Below are 13,069 nucleotides of genomic sequence, written 5' to 3'. Positions count from 1 at the left end.
TACTTTTAAAATATTCAATAAATTGCATTATACCTATAGTTTTAGTCACAATTCACGTTTTAAACCTGACTAAAACAATAGATTTTTAATGATGGCATGATCGGTTTTTTCAACCTTGTCTCAAATAAACAGTAGGTTTCAAGATGGCTAGATTCAGTATGGTCCTAATTCCAGTTCAGCTAAAGTAAAATAGTTGCTAACCCTCTATTTCAATAGGGAGGAATGAAGAACGCACCCCTTCTTTTAATAAACGTATTGAATTTTATTCATTAATCTATAAGAAACATAAGCATTAAGGTAAACTTGTTTTTTTATATGATAAATGGCAAGAAACATGGCGACTGTTGACCTTTTTGCAATTGGCAATGCATTAATTGACCAAGAATTTAGAGTTACTGATGAATTCCTCACTCAGCAGAATCTGCAAAAAGGTACCATGCAACTGGCCGAAGGTGATGTTCAGTCAGCCTTATATGAGAATCTGAAAGCAACCCAAGTTTATAAAGGTCAGGCAAGCGGTGGCTCAGCAGCCAATACAACGGTGGCATTTAGCGCCCTAGGCGGTAAAGCATTTTATGCCTGTCGTGTAGGTAATGATGAGCTTGGCCTAGTCTATCTTAACGGTTTAAATGCAGCCGATGTAAAAACCAGTGCCAAGTCAATTAGTGATGGTGTAACCGGTACTTGCATGGTACTCATCAGTGAAGATTCTGAACGTACCATGCAAACCTATCTTGGGATTACTGCTGAACTCTCGGAAACCCAGATTGATTTCTCGCCTCTTCAAACTGCAAAGTGGTTATATATTGAGGGTTATCTGTCAACCAGCCCCACTGCACGTGCCGCTGTACGTGAAGCACGTCGTATTGCCCGTACACATGGGGTAAAAATTGCGCTGACTTTATCTGATCCGGCTATGGTGCAGTATGCACGTGAAGGACTGGACGAAATGATTGATGACGGTGTAGACCTGCTATTCTGTAATGAGCATGAAGCCATGATGTATACCGGCGCCTCAACTGCAGAGCAGGCCTTAGAAAAATTGAAATTTAAAAGTCGGTATGTTGTTATTACCCGCAGCGCACAGGGTGCAATACTTGCTACAGCCGAACAGCACTTGCAGGTACCAGGTCGTAGCGTAATCGCTGTAGATGCCAATGGCGCAGGTGATGCATTTGCTGGCGCTCTACTTTATGCTATGAATGCAGGTATGGATATAAAAACTGCGGCAGAGCTGGCTATTTTAATTTCTAGTGAGGTGGTTGCAAATTTTGGCCCCCGGTTAACTCTGGAGCAATACCGTCAGCTCTTGCAAAAATTTAAACAGGAAACTCCATAATATGGAAAGAATATGCTTGACTGAAGATATACCAGAACGTGAAGCCCGCAGCTATGAAACGGCTAATGGTGATAATATTTTTATCACCCAGCGCGATGGATGTTTTTATGCTTACCAGAATCTTTGTCCGCATCTGCAAACCGAGCTTGAATTTTTAGAGAACCAGTTTCTCGACCGTGATCAGGAATTCATAGAATGCTCGACTCATGGTGCATTGTTCCTGGTCGAGACAGGAGAGTGTATTTCTGGTCCTTGTCAGGGTCAGTCGCTTGAGAAAGTTGCCATTAAGGTCCATTCTGACGGCGGCATTTATCTAGAAGATTAATTAAAGGTTCTGTCATGGCTGCGCTGCTGCTTAATTATTATTTGATGCCATTTAATGTCAGTTTATTGGCTTTAGTGTTGCTCAGCATGGCAGAAACTATCGGCATGCAGTTCGGTTTTCGGCCCAGCGATTTACTCAAACGCTTTATACCGGTTTGGATCTCGAACTCCCCCCTCTTCGATGTAAAGTTTTCTAAGGTTTTGATCTTTGTATTTTTGCTCATGAACTTTAGCTTTGCAGGGTATTTTTTGCAGTTCGTTTACTTCGCCAATCAACAGCAGCTGATTTCACCTTTTTATATTATTTTACCTGCTCTGATTATTGCAATTTTCTTTACCATGTTCATGATCCATTGCCTGGATCAGGTGATTAAACCCAAGCTGAACCAAAAAAATACCAGCCTGCTGGGACGACTGGCAACGATCTCTAGTGGTAGCGCAAGACCAGGGTTCTCAGCCCAGGCCAGAGTCAGAGATGAGTTTGGACAGCTACATTATGTACAGGTTGAGCCAGAATTTGGTGAATTGGAATTTCAGTCACAAGTAATCTTGATTCGGTTTAAAAAATCACATTATATGGCCAAGAAAATTTCCGAATCAAACCGCCTGTTCAATCCGGAATTATAGAGTCCTGATAAACCATTTAAAAAGTAAAATATATATAATTCTTCTACCACTGCATGGTAATAAAATTACAAGTCCAGTCCATCAATGACCTTATTCTCACGCAAAAGCTGTAATTGCTCTTCGGTTTTAAACTCTCGGAGAATCTGGCCAGTATGCTCACCCAGTCGTGGTGGTGCTTGCCAGTATTCTACTGGTGTATCTGATAATTTGATTGGCGAGCCTATAACTCTGAATGCAGGATTAAGCACATGGGGCAGCTTGACCAGCATCTGTCTTGCCTGCACTTGCGGCTCGGCAAATGCCTCTTCTATCGAATTTATCATACCGACTGGTACTTTCACTGCATGGATTCGCTCTACCCAATACTGGGCATTTTCTTGCAGAAAATAATCTGAAAGTATACCCACCAGTTCATGCCGGTGTTTTACCCGGATCTGGTTGGTTAAAAACTCAGAGCGCCCTAATAAATCCTTCCGGTCAATAGCAATACATAGTTCCCTGAATTGCCTATCATTTCCACAGGCTACAATAAACTCTTTATCTTTCGCCCTGAAAGTCTGATAGGGAACAATATTTGGATGTGTATTTCCCATACGCTGGGGCGCTTTACCTGAACTCAGGTAATTCATCCCCTGATTTGCCAGACCGGCAATCTGCACATCCAGTAAAGACATATCAATGTATTGTCCCCGTCCAGTGTGCTGACGCGCCAGTAATGCAGCCTGAATCGCAATTGTGGCATATAACCCGGTTTGAAGATCTACCACTGCAACGCCTACCTTCTGTGCACCACCACCTGGTATACTGTCTGGTTCCCCAGTAATACTCATCAGGCCGGCCATACCCTGTATAATAAAATCATAGCCAGGTTCAGCAGCTCGTGGTCCATCCTGACCAAAACCAGTGATTGAACAATATACAAGTTGAGGATTTAAAACCTTAAGGCTGTCATAATCCAGTCCATAACGTACCAGTGAACCTGCCTTATAATTTTCAATTACTACATCGGCTGTTTTAGCCATCTCCCGGATCAGCTCCTGGCCTTCATGAGTGGCCATATCAATAGCGACTGAGTGTTTATTACGGTTGGTACACTGGAAATATCCCGATTCACGAGTTTGTTCTCCGTTTTGATCAGGCATCCAGGGTGGCCCCCACATACGAGTATCATCACCTGTACCTGGTCGTTCAACCTTAATTACTTCTGCTCCCAGATCTGCCAAAATCTGTCCACACCATGGTCCGGCCAGTACACGGCTCAGGTCCAGAACCCTTATTCCCTGCAATGCACCCATGTTTGTCTCCTTATATCAAAGAATTTATGCTTGCCTTTTACTGTTGTTGTGGATCATATTGTCGGTCACGAATAAACAGTCCCGGTAATACGCCTGCAATAAAATAAGCTGCTCCCATGACAATAAATGCCATCGTAAAAGTACCGCCCGAGGCTAAGAAACCAATCGTTGCAGGTGCAATTGCTGCCCCAACACGTCCAATGTTATAGGCACCACCAATGGCTGTACCACGCACATCCGTTGAGAACGACTCCGCCATATAGGTCGCATTGACTCCATACGGAATGCCATAAAGAAAGCCAAAGGTAATAAGCAGATATAAAATATTATCTGGGGTATTAAAGAAAATAATGACCGGCAGGAAGATTGCACTGGCAATAGTACCGAATACGAAAACTGACCGACGGTTAAACTTGTCAGCCAAGAAGCCTGCCAGAATTTTCCCAAGAATCATTGCAGTGTACGAACCCACCATATAGCTGGTCAGGTTTTTAAAATTCATATGAACTTCAGTTTCCAGATAGCTAGGCATCCAGTTATTAATACCGTAATAGCCAAATTGCAGAAAAAATGCTGTCGTCATCCACAGTAAAAACATTTTTCGATGTTTAAAATTTCTAAAAATCTGTTTATAGATACTGCCGCTTTTTGGTGCTACTTCTTGATCCTGGACTTGAGCAGTTCCCTGTAGCACTGCAATTTTATTGAGTTGCCATGATTTAGGTTCAGGCACGAAACGCTGCAAGAAAATATTGATAAATGCCGGAATAACGGTAATAAAAAATAAAACCCGCCAGCCATGTTCAGGAATAATAGAGCCGGCCAATAAAGTGGCTACGATATAGCCCACAGTTTGCCCGGTCTGTAATGTTCCGAGTACGGTGGTACGGTAAGTTGTTGGCACATACTCAGCCATCAGGGTATTGCAAGCCATATATAATGCGCCTATCCCGAGAGCACCGATAAAACGCAATACCATAAACTGTTCAAAGGTTTGAGTAAATCCGAGCAAACAGGTAGCAACTGAAAAGAAGGTCACTGAATGAGCAATGGTACGTACCCGACCAAATTTATCACAGGCCCATCCACCTAACACACCACCAACCCCCATACCAGCGAGTGATGCGCTACCTAAGGCTCCTGCCTGAAAAGCGCTCAGACCAAAATCAGCTCTCAGACTGGTCAAACTGTAAGAGAGCAACATAATATCGATACCATCGACCACCATGGCAAAATAAGTAAATAACAGTGCAAATTTCCAGGTATGCGGTCCTATTTTTTCATAAGTACCCAGATTAGACGGTAGATTTCCTTTTATAGGCTTGATCGCTACTTGTACTTCATTATTCATTTAATATTCCTCATTTTCTCAAATGAGTCATCGATGTCTTATCTTGTGTTCCATTGAAGACTTTTATTATTTTTCTTTAAGTACATATCCGTGTATGGAATCCTTGCCAAGAGAAGCTCATGATGAATCCTTAAGTCCGTGTCAGGTTCATTTTCAGGCAAAGCTTCGCCATGAAGATGCACTCAGGCATCTTCAGCAAATTTCTTGGAATGGTTTAGTTTGAAAAAGCAGCTATACCAGTTTGGGCACGACCCAAAATCAAGGCGTGTACATCATGAGTACCTTCATAGGTGTTTACAACTTCCAGGTTAACCAGATGACGCGCTACCCCAAACTCATCACTGATACCGTTACCACCCAGCATGTCACGTGCCAAACGGGCAATATCAAGTGCCTTACCGCAGTTATTACGCTTAATCAATGAAGTGCCTTCAACTGAAGCAATCCCCTCATCTTTCATACGACCAAAACGTAAAGCTACCTGTAAACCAAGGGCAATCTCAGTTTGCATATCTGCCAGTTTTTTCTGGATCAGCTGGTTAGCCGCAAGCGGGCGGCCAAATTGTTTACGGTCCATCGTATACTGATGCGCCGTATGCCAGCAAAATTCAGCAGCTCCCATGGCCCCCCAGGCAATGCCGTAACGGGCACTATTCAGGCAGGTAAATGGGCCGCGTAGTCCCTGTACTTCTGGAAATGCATTTTCTTCTGGTACGAACACATTATCCATAACAATTTCGCCAGTAATCGATGCACGCAAGCCTACCTTGCCATGTATCGCCGGTGCAGATAACCCTTCCCAACCTTTTTCTAGAATAAAACCGCGAATTGGGCCAACATTTCCGTCAGTAGAAACTTCTTTTGCCCACACAACAAATACATCAGCAATCGGGCTATTGGTAATCCACATTTTTGCGCCTGAGAGGCGATATCCACCTTCTACCTTTTTAGCACGAGTTGACATGCTGCCCGGGTCAGAACCATGGTCCGGTTCAGTCAGACCAAAACAGCCAATGAATTCACCTGTAGCCAGTTTTGGTAAGTACTTCTGTTTTTGTTCTTCACTGCCAAATTCATTAATTGGCACCATCACCAATGAACTTTGTACACTGGCCATAGAACGATAGCCTGAATCCACTCGCTCAATCTCACGTGCAATCAGACCGTAACTGACATAATTTAAACCGGCACCACCGTACTGTTCAGGAATAGTTGGCCCGAGTAGTCCTAGCTCACCCATTTCACGAAAAATAGCAGGATCGGTTTTTTCATGACGAAACTGTTCCAAAACACGTGGCATAAGCTTATCTTGGCAATATGCAGCAGCTGTATCGCGAACCATACGTTCTTCTTCATTCAGTTGCTGTTCTAATAAAAACGGATCTTGCCAGTTAAAATGAACTTTAGCTTTTTTTTCAGTGTTGATCATCTGATTCATTGCGTCCTTTGCCTTGCTGAATATCTTATATTGATTTCATGCTATTCCTGTTCAGAACAGGCTTCAAACGATAATTTTTCATTCAGATATTCCTTTTACGCATATCTTGTATCGTGTTATAAGTTTTTTTTACAGATAAGAAGAGTAATTACCCTGATAGCTCAAGTCTTGGCAAAAATTACAGACTGGCTAGGAACTTTTTATTTTATCTCGCTCTTCGGGAGAATTTTATGCGCAGAATGATTCCTTCATTACAGACACTCATCTGCTTTGAAGCAGCAGCCAAGCATCGTAGTTATACTCATGCTGCACAAGAACTTTCTGTCACGCAGAGTGCAGTTTCACGTCAGATCCAGCAACTTGAAGAATATCTGGATCTTCCATTATTTAACCGGACAAGACATGGAGTTGAGTTAACGCATGCAGGTGAACAGTACTATAAAGATATCCGCACTCATCTACTCAGTCTGGAACAAAGTACTCTGGACCTGATGTCGCATAAAGGCTTAGGCGGAACACTCAAACTAGGAGTTGTACCAACGTTTGCTACACGCTGGCTGGTACCTCGCCTACATCGCTTTAATACTCTTTATCCTGAAATTAATGTACATCTGGAAACCAGTACCAAACCATTTTTATTTAGTGACCATATTTTTGATGCTGCTATTTATGCAGGAACCGAAACACAGGTACAAAACTGGCCGGGTACACAAGCGCATTACCTGATGCATGAAGATGTAGTTGCAGTATGTTCACCAGACCTGATTTATCGGAATTTCCCAGAACTCAAGCCTGTATCCGGCCCATTTCAAGGCACACTTTCCGTCAAGCAAATTGCCAGCCTGCACCTGTTGCAACAGACAACCCGGCCATACATCTGGAAAGAATGGTTTGAAGTTGCTGGAGCAGATTATCCTTATGCTATGGAAGGTCAGCGACATGAACTATTTTCAATGCTGGCTGTAGCGGCGTCTCATCATATGGGCGTTGCGTTAATTCCACAGATGCTACTAGAAAAAGAATTCGGTTCGGGTGAGCTGGTTATTGCTTCTGATATTAAACTCAAAGGTGCCCGATCCTATTATTTTGTATATTCCCAGCAGCAGCCTAACCCATTAATTCATAAATTTATTCAATGGCTTGAACAGGAAACCCGGACAGATTAAACCGTTAGCTTTATTTAAGCCACTTGAGATAAACCAATATAACGGTAAAGCCCCTCTACACCAAGATCAGCTTTATAAACGATTAAATCAGGCCAGTCCGTAGCAGTAATTTCCTGAAAGATATTCATTTCTGGGTCTTCATGAATTATATCTACTGTTCGAGACATTTTGGCTTCAAAATGATCAGCAATAAACTCAAAGCCCAAATCCATCGCTATAAATAAAGTGTGTTGACAAGGCTGTATATATTGTTCCTGCTGCCAGTCAATAATATGCTGCTGGCAATAAGGGCAGCTAACATTCTGCATCGGGTCATCAAGTTGAATTAATTGATAGGTCATTGCGTTCATCAGGTGTGTGTTTTAACTATTGTAAAAGATTTTAAAGAACAATATATAGAGGGCATCAAGAGGATAGCGATACAAATAGTAGAATTTTATTATGTGTTTAAAATGAAAAAATTTAATTTGATAACAGATAGCCTGATAAGCTCCTTTAAATTAACTATTTAGATATAACTTGAAATGGCAGTAAACCTGCAATTTAAAATAGAACTCTTGAAGTAAATCCGCTATAAAATACAGCGGGCTACAACGATATCTTTTCATAATCTTTAACGGAAATCTGCATGCTGACTGATCTGGATGATTTTTACTGCTTTGCCTTAGTTGTCGAGCATGGAGGTTTTAGTGCAGCTGAGCGCGCAACTGATATTCCCAAATCCAAACTCAGCCGGCGGGTATATAATCTGGAAGAACGTCTTGGCGTGCGCCTCATTCAACGAAGCTCACGACATTTTGCTGTCACTGATATTGGTATGGATATCTATCAGCATGCACAGGACATGATGAATGCAGCACAGGCTGCCCATGACCTGATAGATCATTTAAGCAGTAAACCGCGTGGAGTGATTAAAGTCAGTTTACCGGTCAGTATAGCCCAAAATGAAATTGCGAAGATTCTACCCGACTTTCTAAAACAGTATCCAGAGATCAAGGTTCAGCTTAGTGTCACTAATCGCCGCATTGATGTGATTAATGAAGGGATTGATGTTGCTCTAAGGGTACGTTTTAATCTGGACAATGACCCTAATCTGATTATTCGCCAGTTTCAACGAATTGAACAGCATTTGGTTGCCAGTCAGGCTTACCTCAACGAATATGGCAATTTAACCCATCCTGACCAGTTAGCAGAACATAGAATCCTGAGCATGATTGATGATCACCTGGACCAGCAGCTCACCCTGCATGACCGGGAAAATAAATCGCGAAAATTTAAAATTAATCCTGTCGTCATGGGTTCAGACCTGATGATGCTGGCACAACTGGCACGTCAGGGCTGCGGTATCGCTTTACTCCCCGACAGTGTAACTGCTGATCTGGTTAGACACGGAGAACTTGTTCGCGTTCTTCCTGACTGGAACACACCCCATGGAGTTTTCCATGCTGTTTACCCATCACGTCGTGGTCAGCTTCCTTCAGTTAGGGTTTTTATTGAGTATTTGGTTGAGCATTTATACAAAGCCCATTAACTAGCTATCTGTGAGCTCAATACACTCAAGAGACAAAATTTTTGTTATGCGTCGTCCGGCTGAATATTGAAATAAATTTTATGGATAAAAAAAAGCTTACCCTGTAGAAAGGTAAGCTTATAAAAACGAACAACTAAAAAGAAACTACAGCGATAGAATCTAAAAACAATAATATACAAATAACCAATTAAAAACAAATACATAAAACATCTTAAAAGTTACTTATTTTCTATCAATTGTTATATTTATGTTGTTGTATATATAATATATTTTTAAAAAATTACAAATAAATACAATAATAATTCAAATAAATAGATAAAAATTTATGGAAATTTTTATCTAAATTTCCATAAAATTAAACTGTTTGATTACTTTTTAAACAAAATTAAATTTTGGGATATGAACCTGTCCCTTCTGGCCATGGTGTTAAGAGTTCGAATCCATTATCAGTTACCGCCACCATATGTTCCCACTGCGCAGAAAGCGACCTATCACTTGTAATCACAGTCCAGCCATCATTCAATTCTTTGACACGTGCCTTACCTGCATTCACCATAGGCTCAATGGTAAACACCATACCTTTACGCAGTATCAACCCTTGTCCAGGTTGACCATAGTGCAGTACATTAGGTTGCTCATGATAAGTTTTTCCAATTCCATGACCGCAATACTCACGTACGATGGTATAGCCCTCGCGCTGGGCGACTTTTTGAATCGCATAGCCAATATCACCCAATGTGGCACCGGGTCTGACTGTATGAATTCCTGCTACCATTGCTTCATAGGTTGTTTCTACCAAATGTTTAGCTTGAGGGCTGACTTGCCCTACATAATACATTCGGCTGGTATCTCCATAATAGCCATCTTTAATTACTGCTACATCAATATTGATAATATCGCCATCTTTTAAAATAGTCCGCGCTGAAGGAATACCATGACAGACCACTTCATTTGGTGAAATACAGGTGGTTTTAGTAAAACCATGATAGCCCACATTTGCAGGAATGACTTTTAGAGTATTTACGATATAGTCATAGCAAATATCATCGAGATATTCGGTCGAAACGCCTGGCTTGACATACTGCCCTATCATTTCCAAAACTTGTGCAGCCAAACGCCCGGATATACGTAATTTTTCAATATCCTGTTCTGTCTTGATAGTTACAGCTGAAGCTCTCATTGACCTATCCTCTCTGTTAGTGACTCAAGTATAACGTTTTTTATATAAAATTTCCTGATTAAGACTGGCATTTCAAGTCACCAGAAACGATAACAATTGATTATTCTGTTTATAAAATTTTTAGAATGGCTGTTTTTTATCCATAAAAATCACTCTCTTAATTATTTTTTTCTGATATAAAAAATTTGTACCCTTAGAAATTTTTATCTGATTATTTTATATAAGACAATTGTTTTCAAATAATTAATTATAACATTGGAAATAAACTATATTTTTGAAAAATTTTTATCATCAGCTTTTTTCATAATTTATATTAGAGAAATTACACAAAATTTATTTTTTAAATTAGAATCGCTGCTTCTTTTACAGTCCCTCTCCCTTTATATGATATGAATAATCTTCGTACTCGGGATATTATTGCTCTAGGTTTTATGACCTTCGCGCTTTTTATTGGCGCCGGTAATATCATTTTTCCACCCATTGTTGCACAGCAGGCAGGTGAACATGTCTGGTGGGCAGCCCTCGGGTTTCTCATTACAGCAGTCGGTTTGCCTGTAATTACCATTATTGCACTATCGCGTGTGCAAGGGTCAATTGAAATATTGAGTTCACCGCTTGGCCGTATAGCCAGTTTGGTTTTAACTGTGGTGTGCTATTTGTCAGTAGGACCTCTGTTTGCAACACCGCGTACAGCGACAGTGTCTTATGAAATTGGCTTTTCATCTTATTTCGGCACTTCAAGTAGCAGTTTACTGATCTACAGTCTAATTTATTTTGCGATAGTAGGACTGGTCTCGCTATATCCAAATAAATTACTCGATACGATAGGTCATGTTCTTGCTCCTATGAAAATTGCTGCGTTAGCAGTTCTTGGAATTGCTGCGTTCTGTATACCGGCAGGTTTTATTCCCGCTCCTATTAACCATTATATCAATAGCCCAGTGTCTGAAGGCTTTGTTAATGGCTATCTGACCATGGATACGCTGGGTGCTTTAGTTTTTGGTATTGTGATTATTCAGGCGATCCACTCACGTGGTGTAACCGATAGTAAACTCGTGACCAAATATGCAGTGATTGCAAGTCTGATCTCTGGTGTAGGTCTGACCCTAGTTTATCTCAGCCTGTTCAAATTGGGGTTAGGAAGTCATGAAGCAGCCCCTAACGCAGCCAATGGGGCACAGATTCTACATGCTTATGTACAGCATGCTTTTGGTGATTTAGGTTCACTCTTTCTGAGTCTGCTCATTTTTCTAGCTTGTATAGTTACGGCAATTGGTTTGACCTGTGCCTGTGCAGAATACTTTACTCAACTTACCAAGATTCCTTATAAGATTCTGGTGCTTATTTTAGTTCTATTTTCGGTTTTAATTTCAAACCTTGGACTAACTAAGCTGATTGCTGTTTCTGTTCCTGTTTTGAGTGCTATTTATCCACCTGCAATTGTAGTGATCATGCTGAGCTTTTTCTGGAAATTTTGGAAAAAACCGGGCTATGTAATTACGCCTGTAGCAGCAATGGCTTTCATTTTTGGAATAATCGATGGAATCAAGGTAGCTGGATTCTCTGATCTGTTACCAGATGCGGTTCAACATTTACCACTCAATGAACAAAATCTTGCATGGCTTATCCCGTCATTAATTGTTCTAGCCATTTCTATTATTGTCGACCGGGTTAAACATTCAAACAGTTAACTTATGAGTCGTTAAAATCAATTCTTACCCAGAGCTGATTTTACTGGTGATCAGAAATGCCGAGTTTACCCAACTGGCATTTTTTGTTTACGCCTCTTATTAGAATTGAATGCTTATAGTTTTATTTTTATATACAGAAACTTGGCTTATGCTATTTTAACCTTTAAGAATTATCATAAAGTCTGTTATTTTTTTATTTCTACCTTTCTTTATCTATTTAATTTTAATAAAAATTTTCTCTATCTCTGATCTATCACCTGTCTCATAAACTCTGAGTATTCTGCAATTTTAAAAATATAAAAAAGCCAGACAGTGCTGGCTTTTGCATAGCAAAAAAATTTTAGTTACGGGCATCTGCTTCCACACGTGAAGCTGTCTTTTCTACAGAGTCAGCAGCATCTGCTGTGGCTTTACGGGCATCTGCTTCCACCTCTGAAGCTTTCTGTTCCGCTCGGTCTGCAGCTTCTGCGGTTGCTTCACGAGCATCTGCGGTTGCCTCACGAGCTTCAACTTCAGCTTTTTCTGCCGCCGCATCCATCTTGACTGCTGCATCGTCAGCAGCTTCTTTTGCTTCAGCGCCTGCTGCTAAAGTTGCATCTTTAATATCTGACCCCGCCTGCTCGGCCGCTTTACCTAAATGTTCTCCAGCAGTCGCTCCTGTTTCACGGTTATCACATCCTGTGATTCCAAATACGGCAATTAAGCCCATAGCTGCCATTAACTTATTCATATTATTTATCCTTTTCTCTTGTCTTCAGATACTTTTGATCTAAGCATATTTTTTTCAGGAAAAAAATTATTAATTGTTAAAAACTTGTAATAAAATCAGCTATTAAGAACGCTATATAATAGTCCTTAAATAACGCAGCTAATTGTAGTAGCTACAATAGAAACTAAAATTTTACCTCATGACTTGAAATATTTTATTACTTAAAGTATATAAAATATACAATCTTAAGAATCGTTTAAACATTTTAAATTAAAAAGTCAGATTTATATTCAGATTTTACTTAAGATCAGTTGAGCTAAATTAATTTTCAAAATGCCAATTTAAAATTATTTTTCTTATAGTACATTAGAAATTGAATTTATTATAACTTTTTGTTTTATCTAAATTTTAATTAAAA

The 13,069-nt window shown here is 40.3% G+C and carries 12 protein-coding genes; 6 read left to right on the top strand and 6 right to left on the bottom strand.

Annotated features, from left to right (window positions below; translation table 11 throughout):
• The first annotated feature begins 334 nt into the window (after positions 1 to 334).
• Genes J502_RS08340 through J502_RS08330 form a run of 3 tightly spaced genes read left to right on the top strand, consistent with a single transcriptional unit; the run spans position 335 to position 2,290 of the window.
• The gene (locus tag J502_RS08340) at positions 335 to 1,339 is read left to right on the top strand and encodes an adenosine kinase (protein ID WP_005014648.1); all 1,005 of its coding nucleotides are present in this window, start codon (positions 335 to 337) and stop codon (positions 1,337 to 1,339) included.
• A gap of 16 nt (positions 1,340 to 1,355) precedes the next feature.
• The gene (locus tag J502_RS08335) at positions 1,356 to 1,664 is read left to right on the top strand and encodes a Rieske (2Fe-2S) protein (RefSeq protein WP_005404182.1); all 309 of its coding nucleotides are present in this window, start codon (positions 1,356 to 1,358) and stop codon (positions 1,662 to 1,664) included.
• A gap of 14 nt (positions 1,665 to 1,678) precedes the next feature.
• Complete coding sequence (locus tag J502_RS08330; RefSeq protein WP_005014650.1) at positions 1,679 to 2,290, top strand: OB-fold-containig protein; 612 nt, start codon at positions 1,679 to 1,681, stop codon at positions 2,288 to 2,290.
• A gap of 65 nt (positions 2,291 to 2,355) precedes the next feature.
• Here J502_RS08330 and J502_RS08325 read toward each other — a convergent pair whose 3' ends face one another.
• The 3 genes from J502_RS08325 to J502_RS08315 all read right to left on the bottom strand — a co-directional run bounded on the left by J502_RS08325 (position 2,356) and on the right by J502_RS08315 (position 6,374).
• Positions 2,356 to 3,585 carry a CaiB/BaiF CoA transferase family protein gene (locus J502_RS08325; RefSeq protein WP_034683797.1) on the bottom strand — a complete coding sequence of 410 codons (1,230 nt, stop codon included), beginning with the start codon at positions 3,583 to 3,585 and terminating at the stop codon, positions 2,356 to 2,358.
• A 37-nt stretch (positions 3,586 to 3,622) separates the two neighbouring features.
• Positions 3,623 to 4,936, bottom strand: coding sequence for an MFS transporter (locus tag J502_RS08320; protein ID WP_005014652.1), 1,314 nt, complete (start codon positions 4,934 to 4,936; stop codon positions 3,623 to 3,625).
• 214 nt (positions 4,937 to 5,150) lie between these two features.
• The gene (locus tag J502_RS08315; protein ID WP_005014653.1) at positions 5,151 to 6,374 is read right to left on the bottom strand and encodes an acyl-CoA dehydrogenase; all 1,224 of its coding nucleotides are present in this window, start codon (positions 6,372 to 6,374) and stop codon (positions 5,151 to 5,153) included.
• A 230-nt stretch (positions 6,375 to 6,604) separates the two neighbouring features.
• On the opposite strand from J502_RS08315, the gene J502_RS08310 reads away from it, so the two are divergent.
• The gene (locus J502_RS08310; protein WP_034683794.1) at positions 6,605 to 7,540 is read left to right on the top strand and encodes a LysR substrate-binding domain-containing protein; all 936 of its coding nucleotides are present in this window, start codon (positions 6,605 to 6,607) and stop codon (positions 7,538 to 7,540) included.
• 14 nt (positions 7,541 to 7,554) lie between these two features.
• On the opposite strand, the gene J502_RS08305 is transcribed toward J502_RS08310, so the two are convergent.
• Positions 7,555 to 7,881: a hypothetical protein gene (locus tag J502_RS08305; protein WP_005404183.1), complete on the bottom strand. Its 327-nt coding sequence runs from the start codon at positions 7,879 to 7,881 to the stop codon at positions 7,555 to 7,557.
• A gap of 287 nt (positions 7,882 to 8,168) precedes the next feature.
• Here J502_RS08305 and J502_RS08300 point away from each other — a divergent pair, with 287 nt between their 5' ends.
• Positions 8,169 to 9,071, top strand: coding sequence for a LysR family transcriptional regulator (locus tag J502_RS08300; RefSeq protein WP_005014656.1), 903 nt, complete (start codon positions 8,169 to 8,171; stop codon positions 9,069 to 9,071).
• A gap of 385 nt (positions 9,072 to 9,456) precedes the next feature.
• On the opposite strand, the gene map is transcribed toward J502_RS08300, so the two are convergent.
• Complete coding sequence (gene map, locus J502_RS08295; RefSeq protein WP_005405579.1) at positions 9,457 to 10,251, bottom strand: type I methionyl aminopeptidase; 795 nt, start codon at positions 10,249 to 10,251, stop codon at positions 9,457 to 9,459.
• A 389-nt stretch (positions 10,252 to 10,640) separates the two neighbouring features.
• Here map and brnQ point away from each other — a divergent pair, with 389 nt between their 5' ends.
• On the top strand, positions 10,641 to 11,942 hold the full coding sequence (brnQ, locus tag J502_RS08290) for a branched-chain amino acid transport system II carrier protein (RefSeq protein WP_034683790.1): 1,302 nt from the start codon (positions 10,641 to 10,643) through the stop codon (positions 11,940 to 11,942).
• Between the two features lie 340 nt (positions 11,943 to 12,282).
• On the opposite strand, the gene J502_RS08285 is transcribed toward brnQ, so the two are convergent.
• Positions 12,283 to 12,672: a hypothetical protein gene (locus tag J502_RS08285; RefSeq protein ID WP_005405446.1), complete on the bottom strand. Its 390-nt coding sequence runs from the start codon at positions 12,670 to 12,672 to the stop codon at positions 12,283 to 12,285.
• Positions 12,673 to 13,069 lie beyond the last annotated feature (397 nt).

The sequence above is a fragment of the Acinetobacter sp. 1294596 genome, assembly GCF_000582925.1.
GTDB lineage: Bacteria > Pseudomonadota > Gammaproteobacteria > Pseudomonadales > Moraxellaceae > Acinetobacter > Acinetobacter radioresistens.
Note: the sequence above shows the minus strand (reverse complement) of the source record. Positions and strands in the feature narration are given on the sequence as shown.

Excerpts from the sequence above, each read along its gene's own strand:
- J502_RS08340 (WP_005014648.1), top strand. The coding sequence starts at position 335 with ATGGCGACTGTTGACCTTTTTGCAATTGGCAATGCATTAATTGACCAA.
- J502_RS08330 (WP_005014650.1), top strand. The coding sequence starts at position 1,679 with ATGGCTGCGCTGCTGCTTAATTATTATTTGATGCCATTTAATGTCAGT.
- J502_RS08325 (WP_034683797.1), bottom strand. The coding sequence starts at position 3,585 with ATGGGTGCATTGCAGGGAATAAGGGTTCTGGACCTGAGCCGTGTACTG.
- J502_RS08320 (WP_005014652.1), bottom strand. The coding sequence starts at position 4,936 with ATGAATAATGAAGTACAAGTAGCGATCAAGCCTATAAAAGGAAATCTA.
- J502_RS08315 (WP_005014653.1), bottom strand. The coding sequence starts at position 6,374 with ATGAATCAGATGATCAACACTGAAAAAAAAGCTAAAGTTCATTTTAAC.
- J502_RS08310 (WP_034683794.1), top strand. The coding sequence starts at position 6,605 with ATGCGCAGAATGATTCCTTCATTACAGACACTCATCTGCTTTGAAGCA.
- J502_RS08305 (WP_005404183.1), bottom strand. The coding sequence starts at position 7,881 with ATGACCTATCAATTAATTCAACTTGATGACCCGATGCAGAATGTTAGC.
- J502_RS08300 (WP_005014656.1), top strand. The coding sequence starts at position 8,169 with ATGCTGACTGATCTGGATGATTTTTACTGCTTTGCCTTAGTTGTCGAG.
- map (WP_005405579.1), bottom strand. The coding sequence starts at position 10,251 with ATGAGAGCTTCAGCTGTAACTATCAAGACAGAACAGGATATTGAAAAA.
- brnQ (WP_034683790.1), top strand. The coding sequence starts at position 10,641 with ATGAATAATCTTCGTACTCGGGATATTATTGCTCTAGGTTTTATGACC.
- J502_RS08285 (WP_005405446.1), bottom strand. The coding sequence starts at position 12,672 with ATGAATAAGTTAATGGCAGCTATGGGCTTAATTGCCGTATTTGGAATC.